This is a genomic window from Paenibacillus sp. cl123, from assembly GCF_900101595.1.
GTDB lineage: Bacteria > Bacillota > Bacilli > Paenibacillales > NBRC-103111 > Paenibacillus_G.
In genome coordinates, this window is record NZ_FMYY01000002.1 from 34,865 (window position 1) to 57,611 (window position 22,747).

Consider the following 22,747-nt stretch of genomic DNA (forward strand, 5'->3'; position numbering starts at 1 on the left):
TTACAAGTGCGCGTTCCCAATCATACTACACTTATACGAAAATAAACTTGCAGGTATATGGCAGAAGGGAGGTTATAGGGGCATGAGGCAATCCAGCGCTTCTTCGCCGCCGCGCATCTATATCCGCTTGCGCCGGACGCTCAGCATCAATCCCCGGGAGCCGGTTACCCTGGGTACAGTCGCCCAGATCCTGTCTCCGCCCGAATATGAACGGGAGCTGCTGCAGCTTGAGCTGTACCGTCCGAAGGAGTATGACGGCAATCTTGTGCTGGTAGATATGATGCTGATTATCAGCAAGGTGCAGGAGAAGTTTCCGGAGCTGCAGGTCGAGCTATTCGGAGATCCGCATACGCTTGTCGAGGTGCAGGGAAAGGTCAAGCGTCCGAATAAAGTGCTGATCGTGCTCGTATGGCTGCTTCTGTTCGTCGGCTCGGGCCTCGCGATTATGAACTTCCATGCCGATGTGAGCATGGCCGAGGTTCACCGGCATATCTACAAGCTGCTGACAGGTCGGGACCAGGCGCATCCGCTGCTGCTGCAAATTCCTTATTCGCTGGGCATCGGCATCGGAATGATCGTCTTCTTCAATCATCTGTTCCAGAAAAAATTCAACGAGGAGCCAAGTCCACTCGAGGTCGAAATGTACATGTATCAGGAAAATGTCAATCAATACGTGATCACGGATGAGTATGCCAAGCTGCATCGAAGGGAAAGCGGGGAGCAGAACAGCCGGGAGAGGCCGGGATGATCGAATGGCTGGGCTTCATCGGACTTGCGTTTATCGGCTTGGCCGGAGGAATCGCTGTCGGAAGCGGCATGGTCGCCTTCCTGGTCGTGCTGGACATCATCCCGCGTCTGGCGCAAATTACCCGGTCATACGGTCATATCCGGATCTATGAAGCTGCGGTAATCATCGGGGCGCTTTTCTTTACGATCACGGATTTCTTCGAATGGACCTATCACTTTTTCCCGATGTCCGCGGCTCTTTACGGCCTGCTCGCCGGCTGTTTTGTAGGGATGCTCGCCGCAGCGCTGACGGAGGTCATTAACGTGCTGCCCATCATCGCCAAGCGAATCGGGATGGAATCTTACATGATCTGGCTGCTGATGGCGATGATTTTCGGTAAAGTATTTGGTTCGATCATCGACTGGCTGGGCATTCTGGGCTAGCCCATAGCTGCTGCCGGACGTATACCGATATACTTAGATATCAGGAGGACTTTACGATGCAAAAGGAATTCAAGCGAGCCAAGCTCGTTAGCTCCCATCCGTCCAGACTGAACAAAGGGGAAGACGACGAGGAGAAGGCGCGCAATGCCGAAGAGGCGCCGGACCATTCGCCCCAAACCGCACAGGAAGGCGAATCGCATGAAAGCAGTTGGCCCAAGCTGGAAATCAATGCGCATGCCGAGATCGTTGGCGAAGCCCGGGAGCGGACTGCAGATCATCGCCCCGAGTCTTCCGGGCGGGGAGGCGGCATAGAGGCGGAAGATAGACAGGAAGGAAGGGAGAGCAGAGACGGAGAGGGGGAAGACAAGGGGGATAAAGGGAAGAGGCTGAGCAAGCAGACCCCGGATGGGCCGGAAGGGAATGGGCGCAAGCAGTCGGCCGACGAAGACAAGACGCGCAAAATGAAGGCGGAGACGCATCTGTCGGAGGAAGAGCGAAGGCTGAAGGAAGCTGAAGGTATCCCCGGCTCCTTCGACCGCTTGAAGAGACAGCTGGAGGAACGGGTAGGCTTGAACAAAAGCTTCGACGTTGTCTTCCGCGAGATGGTATTCGGCGGCCAGCCTACTGCTATTTTCTACTACAACGGATTTGCGAAGGACACCGTTCTCACCGATATTCTGATGCGGCTGTCCTACGCGGATGCGGAGCATCGCCCGCCGGGAGATAACGAGGGACGCTCCGGCGGACGGGAGAGCGAGGAACGGGCCGGTCACAGGACCGGAGACGAACAACCGCAGCTTCAAGCCGGGGAGAAGCGGACAAAGGATAAAGCGGAGGCTTCCGAGGGCTCCCGGGAACATGAAGAAAAGAAGACGGGCGGCCGCACAGGCAAGCTCAATATTATCGACCTGTTCGACCATGCGCTGATCCCGCATATTCAGGTGAAAAAGACTTCCCAAATGAAGGAAGTCATCGACAATGTCTCCATGGGGGGGACGGCCTTCTTCTTCGAGGGCGAGGAGGAAGCGGTACTCGTTGACGCCAAAAGCTTCCCTGTGCGCTCAACGGAGGAGCCGGATCTCGAGCGGGTAGTGCGCGGCTCGCGGGACGGCTTCGTCGAGACGCTGCTCACCAATGTAACGCTGGTGCGCCGGCGGCTTCGCGATCCGCGACTCAAGCTGGAGATTACGCAGGTCGGCAAGCGGACGCAAACCGACGTCTGCATCGGGTATATCCAGGATATTTGCGATATGAATATGGTGGAAGCGGTAAGGGACAAGATCAAGCAGGTGGAGGTTGACGGTCTGCCGCTGGCCGAGAAGCAGCTGGAGGAGGCTATCATCGGCAAGGGCTGGAATCCGTATCCTTCCGTGCGGTATTCCGAGAGGCCGGATGTCGTCGCGGCCCATCTGCTGGAGGGTCATCTTGCCGTGTTCGTGGATACATCCCCCTCGGTGATGATTACGCCGGCAACCTTCTTCCACCATGTCCAGCATGCGGAAGAGTACCGCCAGACGCCGCTCGTGGGCTCTTACCTGCGCTGGGTACGGTTTCTCGGCATCGCGGCGTCGCTATTTCTGCTTCCTCTCTGGTTTCTGATCGTCACCTCTCCGGACCTCAAGCCTATCGGGCTGGATTTCATCGGACCGCAGAAGGTGGGGAAAATCCCGATGATCTTGCAATTTCTCATTGCCGAGCTGGGGATCGATCTGATGCGAATGGCGGCCATTCATACGCCTACGCCGCTCGCCACAGCCATGGGACTCGTAGCGGCTATCCTGATCGGCGATATTGCCGTTAAGACGGGATTGTTCGTTAATGAGGTCATTCTCTATCTGGCCGTGGCCGCCATCGGGACATTTGCAACTCCGAGCTATGAGCTCAGCTTGGCCAACCGGCTGGCCAGGCTCGTTCTGCTCATCGCGGCCGCCATATTCAAGGTGCCGGGGCTTGTCGTCGCCTCGACGGGGCTGGTTCTGCTGCTGGCGCTGCAGCGCTCGTACAACACTCCGTACTTATGGCCGCTGCTGCCCTTCAATGCGAAGGCCATGCTGGATGTTCTCATCCGACGGCCGTTTCTGTCCATGCGCGCCCGGATGAGTTTGACGAAAACGGCGGATTCGACGCGCCAGCCTTCTCCCGAGCCGGGCTCCGGATCATAAGCTGCTTGAAGCGTAACCTCGCATGCGAGGTTATTTGCTTGTTGTCTAACAAGCGCGGATTATGATACTTTAGAGGAGACATGTTTGCAGTTTGCAGATGGCATTCTAGCCTTACAGGGGAAGAGGGAGTTAACGATGTATCTACATGGCACCAGTACAATTAACAGTCAGGGGCATCTGGAAATCGGAGGCTGCGATACCGTTGAGCTGACGAAGGAATACGGCACGCCGCTGTATGTGATGGACGAAGCTCTGATCCGCCAGCGCTGCCGGGAGTTTGTCGAAGCTTTCCGCAGCTCGGGGCTGCCGTTTCAAGTGGCATATGCGAGCAAGGCGTTTTGCGTGATGGCGATGTGCCGCATCGTCGAGGAGGAAGGCATGTCTCTGGACGTCGTTTCGGACGGCGAACTATATACGGCGCTGCAGGCCGGATTTCCGGCGGAGCGCATTCATTTTCATGGCAACAACAAAACTCCCGAGGAAATTGAGATGGGGCTTGACGCCGGCATCGGCTGTTTCGTAGTCGATAATTTCGTCGAGCTGCACATGCTTAATGCGATCGCAGGCGAGAAGCGCAAGAAGACGAAGGTGCTGCTGCGGATTACGCCTGGCGTGGACGCGCATACGCATGATTATATTTCTACCGGCCAGACGGATTCCAAGTTCGGCTTCGATCTGCAGAACGGCGCAGCCAAGCAGGCGGTTGCCGAAGCGACAAATCTCCCGCATATCGAGCTTCTCGGCACCCACTCGCATATCGGCTCGCAAATATTCGAGGTTGGCGGCTTCCAGCTCGCTGTAGAGAAAGTGATCGGCTTCGCCGTTGAAGTCCGCGCGGAGCTGGGAGTAACGTTCTCCGTGCTGAATCTTGGCGGCGGCTTCGGCATTCGTTACATCGAGGGCGATACGCCCCTGCCGGTGGCCGAATATGTGGGCGCTATTACATCGACCGTGCGCGAGCAGTTCGGCAAGCATGGCTACCCGCTGCCGGAGATTTGGACCGAGCCGGGCCGCAGCATTGTCGGCGATGCGGGAACGACGCTTTATACCGTCGGCACCTACAAGGATATTCCGGGCGTGCGCAAATATGTCGCGGTGGACGGCGGCATGACCGACAACCCCCGTCCTGCTCTGTACCAGGCGCAGTATGAGGCCATGCTGGCCAACCGCGCCTCCGAGCCGGAGGAAGAGGTTGTTTCGATCGCAGGCAAATGCTGCGAAAGCGGCGATATGCTGATCTGGGACGCCAAGCTGCCTCGGGTAAACAGCGGGGATGTGCTGGCTGTCGCCTGCACGGGCGCATACAACTATGCCATGGCAAGCAATTATAACCGGCTTCGCCGGCCAGCCGTTGTATTCGTCAAGGACGGCGCCGCTGACGTTGCGGTCGAACGCGAAACGTATGAGGACATTGTGCGCAAGGACATGCTGCCCGTCCGTTTGAAGCCGGTAACGCAGGCGAGATAAAGCCGCAGCGCGCTCAGAAGCGGATGCGGGATGCTGCCCGGGTGGGGAAGTGGATGAGCCTGGGGTAACCCGGCTCCGGCGAAGCATGGGAGGTGCCGAGTGCGAATTCGGTATCCTCCCTGCCAGCGTTAGGGCCCATCCTGTCGCGACGGCGTTAGTAGCCCGGTTTTTCCTCCGCATGGCAAACATTTTCCTTTCTGCCCGACGTGTAGTAAAATAGGGAGGAACTTGGGCGGTCTATCCGGCATCGTTCATTCCATCCAAACTATAAGCAAACAAGGAGCGTACATAACATGGCTAAACAAGCGATTATTAAAATGTCCGACGGCAACGAGGTCGTTCTGGAATTGTTCGAGAAGGATGCGCCAAACACGGTAGCGAATTTCGAGAAGCTGGCAAGCGAAGGCTTCTATAACGGAACGGTATTCCACCGGGTAATCCCCGGCTTTGTTGCCCAAGGAGGTTGCCCGAACGGAACAGGAACGGGCGGCCCTGGCTACACGATCAACTGCGAGATCAATCCGAACAAGCATGAGCGCGGAACGCTCGCTATGGCGCATGCCGGCCGTAATACAGGCGGCAGCCAATTCTACATCTGCTATAACCCGCAGCCGCATCTCGACGGTCAGCATACGGTATTCGGCAAGGTCGTCTCCGGCATGGAGCATGTCGATGCATTCAAGGGACGCGACAAGATGGAGTCTGTTCAGGTAGTGGAAGCTTAAGATAATCCGGACGGCTTTCCCGGATGGCAGAGAAGAGGCTGGTCTGCCGTTAGTGGCGGCAAGCTTGAGGAGCGGAGACTGCGAGGGGAACTGAGCTTGTCTCCTGCTGCCCGGCCGGCTGAATTAATATGCAGCGTATGGGTGGAGTTCGCAGAAAATAACGCGAACTTCTCCGCAGCGCCGCTAAAACGAATGCTGTCGCTCCGATAACCGGGTTTTCGGCTAGCTTCTGTTAATTCGGGGTAGACAAATGGGTGAACTAAGGATATACTGATTTTTAATTGCATAGCTTACCTTTCGGGGCAGGGTGAAATTCCCTACCGGCGGTGTTGTACGGCAGCTTCGGCAGCCGTCTCAGTCCGTGAGCTGCGTTACATCTTGCTGCAGCAGCAAGTTATAGCGTTTGCCGACTCGGTGCAAATCCGAGACCGACAGTATAGTCTGGATGGGAGAAGGGGAAGCGGAATCAAGCGATTCAGGTACCGGTCATAGCAGTTTTGCCTACGGCCCGGCAATCCGATGGCTTGTTCGACCAGGCGCAGTTTCGACATGCACGCTCAGCCGCTCATTCCGGCAGCTGAGGGGCTTGCCAGCGGGCTGTGGGCGAGCTACGCGCTGAATTAAGCCTGCTTCAGGCTTCTTTGAGCATAAGCTTATGCCAGGCCGTTACAGCCGCCGGACGGCAGCGGCAAGCGGTCGCAGCCACGGTCGACTCTGTCTGATTCGTGCCTTGTTCGATTCCGTACGTCCGGATGTTTACCATGCGGATGCTTTTTTCTCAAGCCCTTTTTGCTCCGGCGAAAGCGGCTTTTTTGCATTATGCCGTCACTTTCGGCGGGATTGGAAGAAGAGAAAGAGGAGGCCCGGCGAAGATGGAAATATGGAACGACGAAGCCTATATGCGTCTCGCTCTCCAATTGGCCGCGGCGGCCGCAGGCCAGACGGGGATCAATCCGGTCGTCGGCTGCGTGCTCGTCAAGGATGGCCGTATCGTCGGGATGGGAGCGCATCTGAAGCGCGGGGAAGCCCACGCCGAGGTGCACGCGCTGAATATGGCAGGAGCGGAGGCGGAGGGAGCGACCGCTTATGTGACGCTGGAGCCTTGCAGTCATCATGGCCGGACGCCGCCTTGCAGCGACAGGCTGATCCGCGAGAAGGTCCGGCGGGTCGTAGTCGCCGCAACCGATCCGAATCCGCTCGTCGCGGGCAGCGGCCTCGCGAGGCTGGCCGCGCATGGGGTGGAGGTTCGGGCCGGGGTGCTGGCAGCCGAGGCCGAGGCCTTGAATGAAGCGTTCAACAAGTATATCGTGACGCGCATGCCGTTCGTGACCGTCAAGAGCGCGAGCACGCTCGACGGCAAGATCGCCGCCCGCGGCGGAGACAGCAAGTGGATCACGGGCAGCGCGGCGCGCGCCCAAGGCCACATGCTGCGTCACCGCCACCAGGCGATCATGGTCGGCATCGGCACCGTGCTTGCCGATGACCCGGCCCTGACGACCCGGCTGCCGGTGCCGGGTCTGAACCCGCTGCGCGTCGTCGTCGACTCGACGCTGAGATTGCCGCACGACGCGCAGCTCGTGCGGGATAAGGCGGCGCCCACGGTCGTGCTGACGACCGGGCAGGCGCCGCCTGAACGCCGCCGCGCGCTGGAGGCGCTGGGCGTTGAAGTGATCGACTGCGGCCCGGGGCCCGCCGTCGACCTCCGCGCCGCCATGGCGCGGCTCGGCGAGCGCGAGATCGGCTCGCTGCTCGTCGAAGGCGGCGGCAGGCTGAGCGGCGCTCTGCTGGGCGCGGGGCTCGTCGATAAGCTGGCGCTGTTCCTCGCGCCGAAAATTATCGGCGGCGGGGCGGCCGCGCCGGGCAATTTCGACTTCCCCGGCAGCATGGCGATGAGCCGGGCGATCCGGATCGAGGGGATGCAGGTCGAGACTTACGGGGAAGACATCTGCCTGACGGGCTATCCCCGTTATGATACCGAAAGCGAGGGGTAGGGCATGTTTACGGGAATTATTGAAGAGATCGGCGCGATGAAGCGCATCGACCGTCAGGGGCAAGCGATGGTGCTGACCATCGCAGCGAAGCGGGTGCTGGAGGATGTGAAGCTGGGCGACAGCATCGCCGTGAATGGGGTATGCCTGACAGTGATCGCTTTCGACACGGCCACCTTCTCCGTCGATGTGATGCCGGAGACATTCCGCCGCACAACGCTGGAGAGCTTGACGACAGGCTCGCCGGTCAATCTGGAGCGGGCGATGGCGGCAAACGGCCGGTTTGGCGGGCATATCGTGCAGGGACATGTCGATGCGACCGGCCGCATAGCCGCGCGCAGGCAGGAAGAGAATGCCGTCGTGTTCCGGATCGAGCCCGGCGATCCGGGTCTGCTGAAATATGTCATCCCGCATGGCTCGATCACGATTGACGGGATTAGCTTGACGGTAGTGGATACGGGGGAGGCGCATTTTACGGTGTCCATCATTCCCCATACGTTGGCCGAAACGGTGCTGCGGTACAAGCAAGCCGGCGACAAGGTCAATCTGGAAGCCGACGTGCTGGGGAAATATATCGAGCGGCTGCTCGGGTTTAACGGCGGCGCGGCCGCGGGGGCCCGAACCGGACAGACCGGCGGACTGACGGCTTCGCTGCTGACGGAGCACGGATTTATGTAAAGCGTGAAAATAAGGCAAAGGAGGCGTGGAGCAATGACGGCACCGATTACATTCCATACGATTGAGGAAGCGATATACGATCTGATGCGCGGCAAGGTCATTATCGTCGTGGACGATGAGGACAGGGAGAACGAAGGCGATTTTATCGCGCTGGCGGAGAAGGCGACGCCCGAAGTCATCAATTTTATGATCAAGGAAGGCAGGGGACTCGTCTGCGCGCCGATCACGGAGGAAAGGGCGCTCCAATTGGATCTGCCGCCGATGGTAGCGCGCAATACCGATTACCACGGGACAGCCTTCACTGTGTCCATCGACCACGTGGACACGACGACCGGAATTTCCGCTTCGGAACGGTCGCTGACCGTGAAGTCGCTGATGGACGACCGGACAAAGCCGGAGCATTTCCGGCGTCCCGGTCATATTTTTCCGCTGATCGCCAAGAAAGGCGGCGTGCTGCGGCGAAGCGGGCATACGGAAGCGGCTGTCGATCTCGCCCGGATGTGCGGATCTTACCCGGCTGCCGTCATCTGCGAGGTCATCAAGGAAGACGGAGAGATGGCCCGCGTGCCGGATCTGATGGAGATTGCCGCCAAGCATGAGCTGAAAATCATCACGATCCAGGATCTGATCCAATACCGCAACGTGAAGGATAAGCTCGTCCGCCGCGAGGTGGAGGTGCGGATGCCGACGGACTACGGCGTTTTCGCCGCCATCGCCTACTCCAATGATGTCGACAACAAGGAGCATGTCGCGCTCGTGAAAGGGGAGATTGACCCGGCCAAGCCGACGCTTGTCCGCGTCCATTCCGAATGCTTGACCGGAGACGTCTTTCACTCCCATCGCTGCGACTGCGGACCCCAGCTGGCCGCCGCGCTCAAGCAGATCGACGAAGCGGGCTCGGGCGTTCTTCTCTATATGAGACAGGAAGGGCGGGGCATCGGCCTGATCAACAAGCTGAAGGCCTATAAGCTGCAGGAGCAGGGACTCGACACCGTCGATGCGAATCTGAAGCTTGGCTTCGGCGCCGATCTGCGCGACTATGGGATTGGCGCTCAGATCTTGAAGGATCTCGGGATCAGGCAGATCCGGCTGCTGACCAACAATCCGCGCAAAATCCGGGGACTGGAAGGCTATGGGCTGGAAATTACCGAGCGCGTTCCGATCCAGATGGAAGAAAACGAAGACAACACGAATTATTTGCATACGAAGCAGCAAAAGCTGGGTCATCTGTTGGATTTCACCATTTAAGCAAGCCTGTCTGCAAAAAAATATTGAAATCGAAAGGAAGTTGTGAGATTATGACGAAAGTATACGAAGGTCATTTAGTGTCGAAAGGTTTGAAATACGGGATCGTAGCCGGGCGGTTTAACGAATTTATTACCGGCAAGCTGGTCAGCGGCGCGCTGGACGCGCTGAAGCGTCATGGCGTGGAAGAGAGCGAGATCGAGCTGGCTTGGGTGCCAGGCGCCTTCGAAATCCCGCTGATTGCCCAGAAATTGGCGGAAAGCGGCCGTTACGATGCCGTCATTACGCTTGGGGCCGTTATTCGCGGATCAACGCCACACTTTGATTATGTGTGCAATGAAGCGGCCAAGGGCGTAGCCGCCATCGGACTTAAGACAGGCGTTCCGACCATTTTCGGCGTGCTGACGACCGATTCGATCGAGCAGGCCGTCGAACGTGCAGGAACGAAGGCCGGCAACAAAGGCTGGGAAGCCGCGGTTACCGCTATCGAGATGGCGAATTTGACTCGACAGCTCCAGCAATAATTTTGAAGACGGCCGGCTGACGGATAAGCCGCAATATACAGCAGCAGGCAGACAAGGGGGAATCAAGCGCAGATGAAAGTTACGGTGAAGCTGGAGACGTTTGAAGGCCCCCTTGATTTGCTGCTTCATCTGATCGACCGGGCGGAAGTTGATATTTATGATATCCCGATCAAGGATATTACCGATCAGTACCTCGAATATTTGGATGCGATGCAGGAGCTGGAGCTGGAGGTCACCAGCGAATTTCTCGTGATGGCGGCCACTTTGCTTTCGATCAAGAGCAAGATGCTGCTGCCGAAGCCTCCGGTGCTGGATCTGGACTTTGACGATTACATGATGGAAGACGATTACGATCCGCGCGCCGAGCTTGTCGCTAAGCTGATCGAATACCGCAAGTACAAGGCGATCGCCGATCATCTGCGCGATAAGGAAGTGGAACGGAGCTTGATCTTTACGCGCGAGCCCGAGGATTTGACGCCTTATGTTCCCGTCGTGCAGGAGAACCCGGTGAAGGGATTGGATGTCAACGATTTGGTGAATGCCTTCCGCAAGGCGATGAGGAGACTCCAAAGCCGCCAGGCGGTAGCCAGCATCCGCAAGGATGAAATCAGCGTCAAAGACCGCATGTTCCAGCTGGTCGATTCATTGGAACGCAGCGGAGGCAAGCTGCTGTTCTCCAGGCTCATTGACAGGGAACGTTCGAGAGACTCGATCGTCGTCACGTTTTTGGCCGTGCTGGAGCTCATGAAGGTGAAAAAAATCGTGTGCTTTCAGCACAAGCTGTTCGATGATATTGTGATTCAGGCACGGGAGGATGGAAGGTCAGATGGATTTTGGGCAGATGAAATCAGTTATTGAAGGCTTACTGTTCGTGGCGGGGGACGAAGGACTGGACGCCAAACAGCTCGCTGAGGTGCTGGAACAGGATGCAGCCTTTATAACCGAACTGGTGCTCGATCTGCAGGCTGATATGAAGCGGGAGGGACGGGGGCTACAGATTGTGCAGCTTGCCGGCACGTTCCAGCTTACCACCGTTCCCGAGCATGCCGCTTACTTCGAGCGGCTTGCCTACTCGCCATCGCGCTCTTCCTTGTCGCAAGCGGCTCTTGAGACGCTGGCCATCGTTGCCTACCGCCAGCCGATCACAAGAGTCGAGATTGAAGAAATTCGCGGAGTCAAGGCCGATCGGGCTCTGCAAACCCTGGTTGCCAAGGACCTCATTCAGGAGGTCGACCGGGCCGATGCGCCGGGTCGACCGATCCTGTACGGAACGACCAAGCCTTTTCTGGATTATTTTGGCCTGAGCGCGCTGAAGGATCTTCCGGAAACATCGTTGTTCGAGAACGATGATAATCTGGAAGAAGAGACTCGGCTGCTGTTCGAGAAGCTGGATGGCAGGCAGATGACGTTTGACGAGATGTCGACGGACGACAATGGCTGAGCCAAGCCTGGCGGCCCAGCGCATGTTTTGGCAGCACAGGGCAATACTAACTCCCGTGGAAACGAAGCGGCATGCTTCCGGCCACCCGGGAGTTTATTTGTGTTCGGGGAAGCTTGCGGCATGCGGAGGGGAGATTGGGCATGATATGGCTTGGAGTGGCCGCGGTTCTTGTATTCCTGGCTGGCCTGTTGTTGTCAAGGCCGGTCAAGATCCGATTTGCGTTTACGCATCAGGAGCAGAACGACGAGATAACGATTGAGGTTAAGGCGCTGCTCGGACTTGTACATTTCCGTTATGAGGTGCCGGTCATCCGGTTCAAGGGACTGGCGCTCGGGCTTGAGGTGCGCACGGAGCAGGTGAATGCCAATGCCGGTACTTTGCTGGGCGATCATGACGACCGGATTGATTCGCATAAAATCAAAAGCGCCTACGAGGATTTTCGCGAGCTGCTGGAGCATTGCTTTGAATTTAATGAATGGATGAAAAGGCTGATGAGCCGGGTACACTGTACGGAGCTGAGCTGGAAAACATCGGTCGGGCTGGGGGACGCTCCGGCCACCGCCATGCTCGTCGGCTCGCTGTGGGCGATCAAATCCTCCATGCTGGGCTTCATCTCCCGCTCGATTCGTCTGGACGCTCAGCCGCAGCTGATGGTGATGCCGGCATTCAACCGGAAGGCCTTCTTGACGGAAGGCACCGGGATGTTTTACATCCGCATCTGGCATCTGCTGAGCGGCGGGGTCCGGCTGCTGCACCGCATCCGCAAAACGGAGGGAGGATGGGATACCTGGAAACGAATCCTTGCCCGCCGCATGCCCCAGCCTCAATGATCAAGTACGCTACATAGTCTGCGCCGGAGAAGGTTAAGCTAACACTGTTCCTTACTCCGACTACAGACAGGGAGGCTTCCAAGATGACAGAGCATCCGATTCAAGGCTTAATGAAGACGGCTATGGAAAACATCAAGCAAATGGCTGACGTCAATACGATCGTAGGCGATCCGGTTGAAACGCCTGACGGAAGCGTAATTATGCCGATCAGCAAAGTGGGGTTCGGCTTCGCCGCGGGAGGCAGCGAGTTCGTATCCGATGACCCACAAGCGGGAGGGGGGCGCACGGACGCCCATAATGCGTCGGTGTCCTTGCCTTTCGGCGGCGGCAGCGGCGGCGGGGTGTCCATTACGCCCATCGCCTTTCTGGTCGTCGGCAAGCATGGCGTAAAAGTGGTGCCGCTCGATAATCAGACGCATCTGATGGAGCGCCTGATCGATTCCGCGCCGCAGGTCGTAGACCGCATCCAATCAATGCTGAAGAGCAGCGGCAAGTCCGGCTCCAGCGATGAGACAGCCGGAGCCACGCAGGTCACCAATATCGAGAATCAAAACTTTATTGTATAGCGACCTGGAGACTTTAGAGGCTTACGGAAGCTGCCTGCGGGCAGCTTTTTTTGTTGGCGTTCTAGGGTATTTTTCTCAATCGGATGGCGTGCATATGCGCTCAGGCAGGAGAGGGTGCAGTAGCAGGGTTTATGCACTGGAACGGAGCTGTACGCCACGCCATCCATGAGCATTTCCTCCCATCACCCCACATTTTTTGTTAGTTTTAGCACATTTTCGTGGGCTGTTCTTGCTCTTTCCGGGACCTTGGTCTATAGTAAATTTAGATTAAATTTTCTTGACATTAGGTGGAAAGACACAGGGAGAGGATGGAGATTGCGACTGCTTCCAACGATGTCTTGTCAGGCCGGCATGCGGCTCGGCAAGTGCATTTTCAGTGAAGAAGGGATCGTGCTGCTCAATGCAGGAGCGGAGTTAAATGAAGCGCTTATCCGGAGGCTGCAGCAGTTCGGGATCGATTACCTGTACATAGCCGATCCGGTTACCGAGGATGTATGCATATCCGATCCTATCTCGGACGAAACTCGTGCGCGCGCTATTCAGGAAGTCAGGACCCACTTCCGATCGTTCATGGAGAAGAACAGCATGTCCAAAGTTTCCAAGGGCCAGGTGCTGGGCCGGGCGTTCGGCAATGTGATGAAGATGATTATCGACGATCTGAGCGACAATAAACCGGGCACGCTTATTATGCTGACCAATATGAATGTCATGAACAACTACTTGTATCAGCATTCGCTGAATGTTTGCATATATGTTACGATGCTCGGGATGGTGAATGGCTACACCCGGGAACAGCTTATGACGATCGGCATGGGAGCGCTGCTCCATGATATCGGCTTGACCAAGGTGCCGGCCTCGCTGCTGAACAAGGCAGGAAGGCTGACTCCACAGGAGTACGAGGAGATCAAAAAACATCCGGAGCTGGGCTTCAAGCTGCTGAAGGATGAGCCGAATATGCCGCTGCTATCCGCTCATTGCGCGTTCCAGCATCATGAACGTGAAGATGGAAGCGGATACCCGCGAGGCATCGGGAGCAAGGACATCCATGAGTATGCCAAGTGGATCGCCGTAGCGGACAGCTATGACGCGATGACTACGCACCGCGCGCACCGATCGGCGATGCTGCCCCATCAAGCGATGGAAATTTTATTTGCCGGAGTCGGCACGCTGTACGATCAGAAGAAGGTCGCGCTGTTCCGCGATAATGTAGCTATTTATCCGCTGGGCGTAACGGTGCAGCTCAGCAGCAGGGAGAAGGGCGTTGTCGTGGGCATTAATCCGGCCGTTCCCCAGCGGCCGATGATCCGCGTGCTGGAGGATGCGGACGGTCAGAAGCTGTCCCAGCCGTATGAAGTGGACTTGAGCGAGAAGCTTACGTTGTTTATCGAGCAAGTGGAGGTTTAATCGAACAATAGCAGGCTGCCGTTGCCGGAACTGCGCTCTATGGGCGTTCAGTTCCGGCTTTTTGGCTTGGGCTTTCGTTCCCGGAGACGAATATTGGAACGACAAGCCGTTCATAACGATAATCCCGCCCGCATATACTTGAACAAGCATCCGAACTTGTCCTGGATTTTCCGCCTGAGCCGCGGGGCTGATCCGAGTCGGCTTCCTGCCCGTTCGTGTGCTGCCAGCCTTAAAATGTAGGAGGAACGACATGAGAAGAGTACTAGGATTATTGCTGGCCCTGCTGCTGGCCGCCGCTTTTCCGGGGTTCGCGCCGCCGGCGATCGCCGCCCCCCCGGGAATAAGCACGAGCGCCGAGTCTGCAGCCTTGATCGACGTAGTGTCGGGCCGGCTGCTGTATAGCTCGCGGGGGGACAAGCCGATGCGGATCGCCAGTCTGACCAAGATTATGACTGCGATAGTGGCTATTGAGCACGGGAAGCTGTCCGATATGGCCAAGGTGAGCAAAAACGCCTTCGGCAAGGAAGGCTCTTCCATTTATCTGAAGCTGGGTGAAGAAATGAACCTGAAAGATCTGCTTTACGGCATGATGCTGCGATCAGGCAATGATGCGGCTACCACGATTGCCGAGCATGTAGGCGGGAGTGTGGAAGGCTTCGCTTATTTGATGAACGAGAAGGCCAGGCTGATCGGGATGACTAACTCAAGCTTCAAAAATCCGTCCGGGCTGGATGAGGAAGGGCATTTCTCTACGGCGAACGATATGGCCAAGCTGACGGCGTATGCGCTTCGCAATCCGGTATTCCAGGAAATCGTGAAGACGAAAGTGAAGAAGGTGCCGAATCCTAATGAGTCCTGGGATTATACATGGATCAATAAAAATAAAATGCTCTCGCTCTACGAGGGAGCCGACGGCGTAAAAACAGGCTATACGAAGCTGGCCCTGCGCTGTCTTGTCTCCTCGGCTACCCGGGGAGGACAGCAGGTTGCGGTTGTCACGCTAAACGATTCAAACGACTGGATCGATCATGCCCGTCTGCTCGACTACGGGTTCCAGCATTACCCGCTCCAGACACTGATCCAGCCGGGGGAGGCAGTAGACGGCACAGGCTTCGTGGCAGGAGCCGGACTGCGTTACCCGGCCAGTGAGGATGAAGCAGGCGGCTTCACCCGCGAGACAATGCTGAATGATCCGGCGTCGACGGAATTTCGCCTGGGCACCGCCGGACGGGTTGATTTCAAGCTGGGCGGCAAGCTGATCGGCACCGTGCCGCTCGTGCCTGCCGACAGTCCGAGGCTGTCGGATGCCGGAGGCGGGCATGCCCCCGCATACGCTGTCGATCAAGCCAACTGGAGTCTGGCGGACAAGTGGCTTTATATCCTGCAGTCGCTGACCCGCATGATGCTCACAGGGCAGACGAATTCATAGCTTGCAGCGCAGAGCGGCCGGCCGGACTGCGGGTAAGCGGAAACGGGAAGCGGACTAGCGAACTGCTGAATTGCCGAACTATTGAATTAACGAACTACCGAACTAACGAATAACGAACTACCGAACTGGCGGGCACAAGGAAGGAAGGGAAGACGGCATGGTCAATTTTATCTGGTTGTTTTTTATCGTTGCCGGCTTTATCGTAGCTGCCTTTCAGGGCAGGATCGACCTGGTGACCGAGGCCGTGTTCGACGGAGCCAAAAGCGGGGTCACGGTCTGCTTCGGCCTCATCAGCATCATGGTATTCTGGCTCGGGATGATGCGGATCGCCGAGGATTCGGGCATGCTGCGCCAGCTTGCCCGGCTGCTGGGCCCCGTTGTCCGGATGTTATTCCCGGGGGTGCCGAAGGATCATCCGGCTCTTGGCTACATTATGTCGAATATGAGCGCCAATATATTCGGTCTTGGCAACGCCGCCACCCCGATGGGCATCAAGGCGATGCAGGAGCTGCAGAAGCTGAATCCGCGTAAGGATGCGGCCAGTCCGGCGATGGCCACATTGCTGGCTCTGAACACGGCGAGCATCACGCTGATACCGACGACGCTCATTGCGATCCGCATGAGCTATAATTCCGCCAATCCCGCCGAAATTGTGGGCACGACCCTGATTGCGACGATCATCTCCACCGCGGCGGCGATTATGGTCGACCGCTGGTACCGTAAGCGCTATACCACGATCGGTCCGGGGAAAGGATGATGAATAAGTGTTTGAATTTATAAATCTCATCTCCGCTTGGGCGATCCCGGTCATCATCGTTTTTATTCCCCTGTATGCCGCTTACCGCAAGGTGCCCGTCTACGAGTCGTTTGTAGACGGGGCCAAGGACGGCTTCGATACGGCGATCCGCATTATCCCTCACCTGGTCGGGATGATGGTGGCGATCAGCGTATTCCGCGCCTCGGGCGCGATGGACCTGTTCATCGGCTGGCTGAAGCCGATCTGCGAGCAGCTTGGAGTCCCCAGCGAGATTATCCCGCTGGCGTTTCTGCGCCCGATCACCGGGGCGGGCTCGCTTGCGTTTACGACCGATCTGATCTCCCAGTTCGGGCCGGATTCCATGGTGGGGCGGATCGCTTCCACGATTCAGGGGAGCACGGATACGACGCTGTATGTCGTCACGGTGTACTTCGGAGCGATCGGCATCCGCAAGGCCGGCTATGCGCTCAAGGTAGGTCTCATCTCCGATGCCGTGGGCTTCATCGCTTCCATCGTCATCTGCTACCTCGCTTTTTCCGGCTGAGCCTCGTCCGTCATCCCTCCGCGTCACCCTGCCGTCAAGCTCTGCATAGACTGCAAGCAGCGAACCTTCGTGAAGAGGTGAGAGCTTTGAGCTATGACGGCATCCTCATGCATCATTCCGTCTGTCCGTCCATTAATGGAAAAGGATATGATCTGTTCATCACCAAAACCGGCGTTATCATCCCTTCCTCTGTCCCGACGGACCCTTCCTATATTCATATTTGTCTGGAAGGCGACTATTCGCAGCAGGGCGCGTACCTGGAACCAGGCAGCGAAGAGCAGTGGTTTGTGCTGGGCAAATTGATCCTTCGCTTGTCGGCGATGTACGATTTCCCTCCCGATGCGGTGTATCCGCACTCGGAAACATGTCCCGGCCCGGGTTTTCCGTGGGCGCGTCTTGTGATTTCACCTCAGGATAGGTATCATTAGCTTTGAGGTGAATAGAGAAGATGGAACGATTACAGAAAGTGCTGGCCGAGGCCGGCGTTGCATCGCGAAGAAAATGCGAGGAGCTTATAACCGCAGGCCGCGTGCAGGTGAATGACGAGGTCGTCACCACCCTGGGCGTGAAGGTGGACGCCGGCAGCGATCAGATCCGGGTGGACGGCAAGCCGATACGCAAACAGGCCAAGGTATATGTGATATTTAATAAACCGAAGGGCGTCATCACCAGCGCGGAAGATCCGGAAGGAAGGAAGACCGTGACCGATTTCTTCCGGCATATGAAGGAGCGGATTTATCCGATCGGACGGCTGGATTACGATACCGAAGGGCTTCTCCTGATGACCAACGACGGCGAATTTGCCCATCTGCTGACGCATCCCAAGCACCATGTGCCGCGCACTTATCTGGCCACGGTGAAGGGGGTGCCGCACGGCAATCTGCTGGACAAGCTGAGAGAGGGCATTCAACTGGAGGACGGGATGACTTCGCCTGCCGAGGTCGAGTATCACAACGTGTATCCCGAGAAAAAGGAATCGGTTATTAAAATTACGATCTACGAAGGGCGCAACCGTCAAGTGCGCCGGATGTTCGACGCCATCCATCATCCCGTGATCAAGCTGAAGCGGGTGCAATTCGGACCGCTGCTGCTCTCCGGGCTGCCGCGGGGCAAGTTCCGGCTCATGTCGCCGCAGGAAGTGAAGGAGCTGCGCGACGCCGCGCTCGCAATGGAGAACGGCCAGTCACATAAAATTCAAAAAGGCGAATCCGACTTGTGACATTTTTCGCTATAATAAAGTGAGTAGCCGTTTAATGAGGAACCGCGCCGACTCGCAGCCCTTCGTCGGTCCATGCCGAGGACGACTGCAGCCGGCGCTTCTTCACGATGGCGAACTAATCGGGTTTGAAGGTGTGGGATGATGGGAAAACATAAAAAGTGGGTACAAATTGCCATTTTCACCGTTATTCTTCTGGTCGGCGGCTGGACGCTTGTGAATAACCTGTTTTTCGCCGACAAAAAGCCGACTGAAGGAGCGAATGCGCCTGACTTTAAGCTGGCCAGTCTGGATGGTCAGACCAGACAGCTGTCCGACTTGAAAGGCAAAGTAGTCGTCATCAACTTCTGGGGCACGTTCTGCGAGCCCTGTCGCAACGAGATGCCGGCGCTGGAGCAGCAGAAGGCGAAGTGGGCCGGGAAAAACGTGGAGATATGGGGTTTGAATCTGGACGAGCCCAAAGTGGCCGTGGAAAACTTCATCAAGCAGTACAAAGTCACTTTCCCGATCTTGTTCGACAAGAACGAGGAGACGCGCAAGCGCTACGGCGTCTCACAGTATCCGACGACGTTCTTCGTCAAGCCTGACGGCAAAATCGGAGAAATCCGCATCGGCGAGATGGATGCCGCTTACATCGACAAAACGATCGCATCCTTACTGCCCCAATAACTTAATGATTACGAAGGAACGTGCCGGAACCGGTTGGTTTGCTTGTCAGATTTGATCAATTTGGTATAAGCGGTGTCAGAATGGGGCGAAGAGTTTACGAGCTGCCTTTGAAATCGGATTTCTATCTACTTGACAGTTCAATCAGGGAAATCCGATTTCAACAGCAGCCGGAGCCTCATTCTGACAGGAGCGTGCCAGCCTTATTGATCGAATCTGCTTTTTACTAACCGGCTGCCCTTCCTTCGAGGAGGACCCTCATGATTCACAATACAAAATGCGAATGCGGCCATCAGAATCCCGTCGGCACCCTGCTGTGCGAATCTTGCGGCAAGCCGCTGGAGGATGACGGGGGGGAAGGGCCGCTCGAGATGAAGTATGACGGGATGGCCCGTCGCTCCCAGAAGGCCAATCCAGGCGTGATCGACCGGGTATGGAACTTTTTCTCCTCGGTCAAGGTGGCCATCTATCTGATCCTGATCACGCTGCTCGGATCGGCGCTCGGCACGATTTATCCGCAAGAAAACACATTTCTGAACTTCGATCCATCCGTTTATTATGAAGAAACCTATGGGTTGTCCGGAAAAATCTATTACATGCTGGGCTTGTCCCATACGTTCGAGTCCTGGTGGTTCATTACTCTGCTGTTTATGATCGGCACGTCGCTGGTCGTCTGCAGCCTGGACCGCGTGCTTCCGTTATACCGGGCGCTCAGCAAGCAGCAGATTCGCAAGCATCTTCGCTTCATTACCCGGCAGAAGGTGACGTACAGCGGTCCAATTCCCGGAGGCTCTTCCGCGCAAGCCGCTGAGGAGTGGAACAAGCTTGCCGCCAAGGCGCTTGCCAAGTCCGGCTACCGCGTACATACGGAAGGCAGCGCCCTGCTTGCCGAGAAATACCGTTTCAGCCGCTGGGGTCCTTATATCAATCATATCGGACTCATTATTTTCCTCGGGGCCGTGCTGATGCGGGGAATTCCCGGGTGGCATATGGACCAGCACATCGGGTTTCCTGAAGGCAAGCTGGTCAAAATTCCGGAGACCTCGTATTATTTGAAAAACGAGAAATTCACGCTGGAGTATTATACGCCCGAGGAGATGACCGAGGACTTCCGCGCCAAAGGAATCGATGTGCCTAAGGTGTACGAGACGCAGGCGGCGCTGTTTATGTGCAAGGCGGACTGCGACGATCCGGCGAAGGAGCCGGTGCTGGAGGAAGTGCACAAGCAGTCTATTGTCGTGAACAAGCCGCTCTCCTACAAAGGGCTGCTCGCGTACCAGTTTGACTTCAAGCCAGCTCCGACCCTCATCTCCGTCAAGCCGACGCTGGTCAACAAGGAAACCGGGGAGTCCTTCGGAGCGTTCGAGCTGTCCATGGACAATCCGCGGGAGCTGTATACGGCCGGTCCTTATCAGCTCAAGCTGAGCGCCTACTTCCCGGAGTTTGCCGTCGACCCCAAAGGGCTGCCGATGACGAAGTCCAGGGACCCGATTATGCCGGCCTTTGTGTTTACGATTACGGGTCCGGGCCTTGCCGCCGGTGGCGAGCCTTATATGTATTTCCCGCGTCAGATCGACAAGGTTAATTTCCGCCAGGACGAGATCAACGGCGCGCTCGGTCAGAAGCTGGAGCTGTCGGTCAGCTCGATGGACAATGTCCAGATATCCGAATATATCAGCTATCTGAACATCCGGGTTGACCGGGCGATGCCGTATATTTGGGTGGGAGCGGCTATCTCCATGATTGGGCTTATTATGGGCTTTTACTGGAATCACCGCCGGATTTGGCTTCGTATTGACGACGGGGAGCTGTCGCTTGGCGCTCACGCTAATAAAAACTGGTACGGGCTTCGCAAGGAAGTCTCGCAGGTTCTCGGAAAAACGGGAATCGTGATTGATCCCAAAGCGCTCGAAAGAAAGGTGGAACAAACGTGAGCAGCACGTTACTGCTGATTGCATTTATTATTTATGCGCTGGCCATGCTGGGCTTCGTGATCGGGGTTTCAGGGGGCAAGTCGGTGCAGGTTGCCGATCCGGTAAGCTACGGGCGTAAATGGGGCCGTATCGGAATTGTTCTCACGATACTGGGCTTCCTCTCGCAAGCGGGCTTTTTCTTTACAAGGTGGGCGGAGGCCGGACACATCCCTACAAGCAACATGTATGAATTCATGACATTTCTCAGCATGATGATCGTGCTTGCCTTTATCGTCGTTTACTTCTTGTACAAGTCTTCCGTGCTTGGCGTTTTCGCGATGCCTGTGGCCATCATCATTATCGGGTACGCTTCCGTTTTTCCCAAAGAGGTGCAGCCGCTAATTCCGGCTCTGCAGAGCTACTGGCTGAAAATTCATGTGACGACTGCGGCGCTTGGCGAGGCGTTTTTCGCCGTCGGCTTTGCAGCGGGTCTGATGTATCTCGTGCAGAACGTCGACTTCAAGGATCGCAGCAAGGCTGCCCGCCGCGAACAGCGCGGGGTGGAATTCACCCTGTTTACGCTGGCGATCGTCGTTGCTTTCGTGGTTGCGATCTTCTCCTTCAACGGCATGGGCTATAAAGCGGTATTTTCCAGCAATGCCGTCATGAAGGACGTCAACAATGTCGAGCAGCTCGTGCCTCAGGAGACGACGTATGTGCTGCCGCCGCTGGTCGGTCCGCATGAGGCCACGATTCTCCAAATGACGCCGTTCTTCGGCATGACGGAGCCGTTGATGGAAGCTCCGTCATGGATGAAGGGAGCCAACGCCGGACGCAAGCTGAATACGGTGATATGGTCGCTCCTGGGCGGGATCGTGCTGTATGGGCTGCTTCGGCTGATCGCTCGCAAGCCGCTGGGAGCGGCGCTTAATCCGCTTATGAAGGGGGTAGACCCCGACGATATCGATGAGATCGGCTATCGGTCCATCGCCATCGGCTATCCGATCTTTACGCTTGGCGCGCTCATCTTCGCCATGATCTGGGCGCATGAGGCGTGGGGCCGGTTCTGGGGCTGGGACCCGAAAGAGGTTTGGGCGCTGATCGTATGGCTTTTCTACGCAGCCTACCTGCACTTCAGGCTGTCGCGAGGCTGGCAGGGCAAGCGCTCCGCCTGGCTGTCGGTTATCGGCTTCCTAGTCGTCATGTTCACCCTCATCGGGGTCAACCTGGTCATCGCAGGCTTGCATTCGTATTCAGGAACGTAACACGAACAAGGTTCATACTGATGGAAAGAGGTGCAAAGCCATGACGGATATGAAGATGAATATTTTGGTAGTGGACGACGAGGAAAGAATCCGCCGTTTGCTTCGGATGTATCTGGAGAAGGAGAATTACCGCATTGACGAAGCCGAGGACGGGGAGACTGCGCTCCACAAGGCGCTGGAGGTCGACTATGACCTGATCCTGCTGGATGTGATGCTTCCCGGCATCGACGGCAATGAAGTATGCGCCAGGCTTCGCCAGGTGAAGTCAACCCCGGTCATCATGCTGACAGCCAAGGGAGAGGAAACGAACCGGGTGCAGGGATTTGAGTCGGGCGCTGACGACTATGTCGTCAAGCCGTTCAGTCCGCGCGAGGTGATCTACCGGGTCAAGGCGATTTTGCGGCGATCGTCGGTGACGGCCTATTTGTCCAAGGAGGTCAACTCCAGCAACAATATTGTCTTCCCGAATCTCGTGATCGAGCATGACGCTCACCGGGTCAGTGCAGGAGGGCAAGAGGTTGCGCTTACGCCCAAGGAGTACGAGCTGCTGCATTACTTGGCCGTATCGCCGGACAAGGTTTTCTCCCGGGAAGAGCTGCTGAAGGATGTATGGAACTACGAATTTTTCGGCGACCTGCGCACGGTCGACACGCATGTGAAGCGGCTGCGCGAGAAGCTGAACAAGGTTTCGCCGGACGCAGCGGCTATGATTACGACCGTATGGGGCGTCGGCTACAAGCTTGAGGTGCCGAAATAA

At 56.8% G+C, this 22,747-nt stretch carries 23 protein-coding genes and 1 riboswitch; all 23 genes read left to right on the forward strand.

Annotated elements, in window-relative coordinates:
• Positions 1–82: 82 nt before the first annotated feature.
• A complete protein-coding gene (locus BLR08_RS04270; RefSeq protein ID WP_072327724.1) occupies positions 83–748 on the forward strand; it encodes a stage V sporulation protein AA in 666 nt (221 codons plus the stop codon).
• On the forward strand, positions 745–1,170 hold the full coding sequence (locus BLR08_RS04275; RefSeq protein WP_072327723.1) for a stage V sporulation protein AB: 426 nt from the start codon (positions 745–747) through the stop codon (positions 1,168–1,170). Before BLR08_RS04270 ends, BLR08_RS04275 begins: the two co-directional genes overlap by 4 nt.
• 461 nt (positions 1,171–1,631) lie before the next feature.
• Entirely contained in the window at positions 1,632–3,332 is a 1,701-nt protein-coding gene (locus BLR08_RS04280; protein WP_371117112.1) for a spore germination protein, read from the forward strand.
• Between the two features lie 135 nt (positions 3,333–3,467).
• Positions 3,468–4,799, forward strand: a complete 1,332-nt coding sequence (lysA, locus tag BLR08_RS04285; RefSeq protein ID WP_072327721.1) for a diaminopimelate decarboxylase — start codon at positions 3,468–3,470, stop codon at positions 4,797–4,799.
• Positions 4,800–5,092: 293 nt separating this feature from the next.
• Positions 5,093–5,524, forward strand: coding sequence for a peptidylprolyl isomerase (locus tag BLR08_RS04290; protein ID WP_072327720.1), 432 nt, complete (start codon positions 5,093–5,095; stop codon positions 5,522–5,524).
• Between the two features lie 289 nt (positions 5,525–5,813).
• A riboswitch (FMN riboswitch) is annotated at positions 5,814–5,985 on the forward strand.
• Between the two features lie 411 nt (positions 5,986–6,396).
• Positions 6,397–7,515, forward strand: a complete 1,119-nt coding sequence (gene ribD / locus BLR08_RS04295) for a bifunctional diaminohydroxyphosphoribosylaminopyrimidine deaminase/5-amino-6-(5-phosphoribosylamino)uracil reductase RibD (protein WP_072327812.1) — start codon at positions 6,397–6,399, stop codon at positions 7,513–7,515.
• A 3-nt stretch (positions 7,516–7,518) separates the two neighbouring features.
• Positions 7,519–8,190: a riboflavin synthase gene (ribE, locus tag BLR08_RS04300; protein ID WP_072327719.1), complete on the forward strand. Its 672-nt coding sequence runs from the start codon at positions 7,519–7,521 to the stop codon at positions 8,188–8,190.
• Positions 8,191–8,223: 33 nt separating this feature from the next.
• Positions 8,224–9,438 (forward strand): bifunctional 3,4-dihydroxy-2-butanone-4-phosphate synthase/GTP cyclohydrolase II, encoded by a 1,215-nt coding sequence (locus BLR08_RS04305; protein ID WP_072327718.1) that lies wholly within the window; start codon positions 8,224–8,226, stop codon positions 9,436–9,438.
• A gap of 50 nt (positions 9,439–9,488) precedes the next feature.
• Entirely contained in the window at positions 9,489–9,959 is a 471-nt protein-coding gene (gene ribE, locus BLR08_RS04310; RefSeq protein ID WP_072327717.1) for a 6,7-dimethyl-8-ribityllumazine synthase, read from the forward strand.
• A 72-nt stretch (positions 9,960–10,031) separates the two neighbouring features.
• Entirely contained in the window at positions 10,032–10,817 is a 786-nt protein-coding gene (locus tag BLR08_RS04315; protein WP_072327716.1) for a segregation and condensation protein A, read from the forward strand.
• Positions 10,786–11,400: an SMC-Scp complex subunit ScpB gene (gene scpB / locus BLR08_RS04320; RefSeq protein WP_072327715.1), complete on the forward strand. Its 615-nt coding sequence runs from the start codon at positions 10,786–10,788 to the stop codon at positions 11,398–11,400. Before BLR08_RS04315 ends, scpB begins: the two co-directional genes overlap by 32 nt.
• A 140-nt stretch (positions 11,401–11,540) precedes the next feature.
• Positions 11,541–12,230 (forward strand): DUF2953 domain-containing protein, encoded by a 690-nt coding sequence (locus BLR08_RS04325; protein ID WP_072327714.1) that lies wholly within the window; start codon positions 11,541–11,543, stop codon positions 12,228–12,230.
• 83 nt (positions 12,231–12,313) lie between these two features.
• Positions 12,314–12,796: a GerW family sporulation protein gene (gene ytfJ / locus BLR08_RS04330; RefSeq protein ID WP_072327713.1), complete on the forward strand. Its 483-nt coding sequence runs from the start codon at positions 12,314–12,316 to the stop codon at positions 12,794–12,796.
• Between the two features lie 315 nt (positions 12,797–13,111).
• Positions 13,112–14,200 carry an HD-GYP domain-containing protein gene (locus tag BLR08_RS04335; protein ID WP_072327712.1) on the forward strand — a complete coding sequence of 363 codons (1,089 nt, stop codon included), beginning with the start codon at positions 13,112–13,114 and terminating at the stop codon, positions 14,198–14,200.
• A gap of 250 nt (positions 14,201–14,450) precedes the next feature.
• Positions 14,451–15,629: a D-alanyl-D-alanine carboxypeptidase family protein gene (locus tag BLR08_RS04340; RefSeq protein ID WP_072327711.1), complete on the forward strand. Its 1,179-nt coding sequence runs from the start codon at positions 14,451–14,453 to the stop codon at positions 15,627–15,629.
• 157 nt (positions 15,630–15,786) lie between these two features.
• Complete coding sequence (locus tag BLR08_RS04345) at positions 15,787–16,386, forward strand: nucleoside recognition domain-containing protein (protein ID WP_072327710.1); 600 nt, start codon at positions 15,787–15,789, stop codon at positions 16,384–16,386.
• Positions 16,387–16,393: 7 nt separating this feature from the next.
• A complete protein-coding gene (locus BLR08_RS04350; RefSeq protein ID WP_072327709.1) occupies positions 16,394–16,930 on the forward strand; it encodes a spore maturation protein in 537 nt (178 codons plus the stop codon).
• Between the two features lie 77 nt (positions 16,931–17,007).
• Entirely contained in the window at positions 17,008–17,358 is a 351-nt protein-coding gene (locus BLR08_RS04355; RefSeq protein WP_256328312.1) for an N-acetylmuramoyl-L-alanine amidase, read from the forward strand.
• 20 nt (positions 17,359–17,378) lie between these two features.
• On the forward strand, positions 17,379–18,149 hold the full coding sequence (locus tag BLR08_RS04360) for a pseudouridine synthase (RefSeq protein WP_072327707.1): 771 nt from the start codon (positions 17,379–17,381) through the stop codon (positions 18,147–18,149).
• A 141-nt stretch (positions 18,150–18,290) separates the two neighbouring features.
• The gene (resA, locus tag BLR08_RS04365; RefSeq protein WP_072327706.1) at positions 18,291–18,815 is read left to right on the forward strand and encodes a thiol-disulfide oxidoreductase ResA; all 525 of its coding nucleotides are present in this window, start codon (positions 18,291–18,293) and stop codon (positions 18,813–18,815) included.
• Between the two features lie 257 nt (positions 18,816–19,072).
• On the forward strand, positions 19,073–20,746 hold the full coding sequence (locus BLR08_RS04370) for a cytochrome c biogenesis protein ResB (protein WP_072327705.1): 1,674 nt from the start codon (positions 19,073–19,075) through the stop codon (positions 20,744–20,746).
• Positions 20,743–21,990 (forward strand): cytochrome c biogenesis protein CcsA, encoded by a 1,248-nt coding sequence (ccsA, locus tag BLR08_RS04375; protein ID WP_072327704.1) that lies wholly within the window; start codon positions 20,743–20,745, stop codon positions 21,988–21,990. Before BLR08_RS04370 ends, ccsA begins: the two co-directional genes overlap by 4 nt.
• A 40-nt stretch (positions 21,991–22,030) precedes the next feature.
• Positions 22,031–22,747 (forward strand): response regulator transcription factor, encoded by a 717-nt coding sequence (locus BLR08_RS04380; protein WP_072327703.1) that lies wholly within the window; start codon positions 22,031–22,033, stop codon positions 22,745–22,747.

Bases quoted from the DNA above. Each gene is read 5' to 3' on its own strand.
- BLR08_RS04270 (WP_072327724.1), top strand. From the start codon at position 83: ATGAGGCAATCCAGCGCTTCTTCGCCGCCGCGCATCTATATCCGCTTG.
- BLR08_RS04275 (WP_072327723.1), top strand. From the start codon at position 745: ATGATCGAATGGCTGGGCTTCATCGGACTTGCGTTTATCGGCTTGGCC.
- BLR08_RS04280 (WP_371117112.1), top strand. From the start codon at position 1,632: ATGAAGGCGGAGACGCATCTGTCGGAGGAAGAGCGAAGGCTGAAGGAA.
- lysA (WP_072327721.1), top strand. From the start codon at position 3,468: ATGTATCTACATGGCACCAGTACAATTAACAGTCAGGGGCATCTGGAA.
- BLR08_RS04290 (WP_072327720.1), top strand. From the start codon at position 5,093: ATGGCTAAACAAGCGATTATTAAAATGTCCGACGGCAACGAGGTCGTT.
- ribD (WP_072327812.1), top strand. From the start codon at position 6,397: ATGGAAATATGGAACGACGAAGCCTATATGCGTCTCGCTCTCCAATTG.
- ribE (WP_072327719.1), top strand. From the start codon at position 7,519: ATGTTTACGGGAATTATTGAAGAGATCGGCGCGATGAAGCGCATCGAC.
- BLR08_RS04305 (WP_072327718.1), top strand. From the start codon at position 8,224: ATGACGGCACCGATTACATTCCATACGATTGAGGAAGCGATATACGAT.
- ribE (WP_072327717.1), top strand. From the start codon at position 9,489: ATGACGAAAGTATACGAAGGTCATTTAGTGTCGAAAGGTTTGAAATAC.
- BLR08_RS04315 (WP_072327716.1), top strand. From the start codon at position 10,032: ATGAAAGTTACGGTGAAGCTGGAGACGTTTGAAGGCCCCCTTGATTTG.
- scpB (WP_072327715.1), top strand. From the start codon at position 10,786: ATGGATTTTGGGCAGATGAAATCAGTTATTGAAGGCTTACTGTTCGTG.
- BLR08_RS04325 (WP_072327714.1), top strand. From the start codon at position 11,541: ATGATATGGCTTGGAGTGGCCGCGGTTCTTGTATTCCTGGCTGGCCTG.
- ytfJ (WP_072327713.1), top strand. From the start codon at position 12,314: ATGACAGAGCATCCGATTCAAGGCTTAATGAAGACGGCTATGGAAAAC.
- BLR08_RS04340 (WP_072327711.1), top strand. From the start codon at position 14,451: ATGAGAAGAGTACTAGGATTATTGCTGGCCCTGCTGCTGGCCGCCGCT.
- BLR08_RS04345 (WP_072327710.1), top strand. From the start codon at position 15,787: ATGGTCAATTTTATCTGGTTGTTTTTTATCGTTGCCGGCTTTATCGTA.
- BLR08_RS04360 (WP_072327707.1), top strand. From the start codon at position 17,379: ATGGAACGATTACAGAAAGTGCTGGCCGAGGCCGGCGTTGCATCGCGA.
- resA (WP_072327706.1), top strand. From the start codon at position 18,291: ATGGGAAAACATAAAAAGTGGGTACAAATTGCCATTTTCACCGTTATT.
- BLR08_RS04370 (WP_072327705.1), top strand. From the start codon at position 19,073: ATGATTCACAATACAAAATGCGAATGCGGCCATCAGAATCCCGTCGGC.
- BLR08_RS04380 (WP_072327703.1), top strand. From the start codon at position 22,031: ATGACGGATATGAAGATGAATATTTTGGTAGTGGACGACGAGGAAAGA.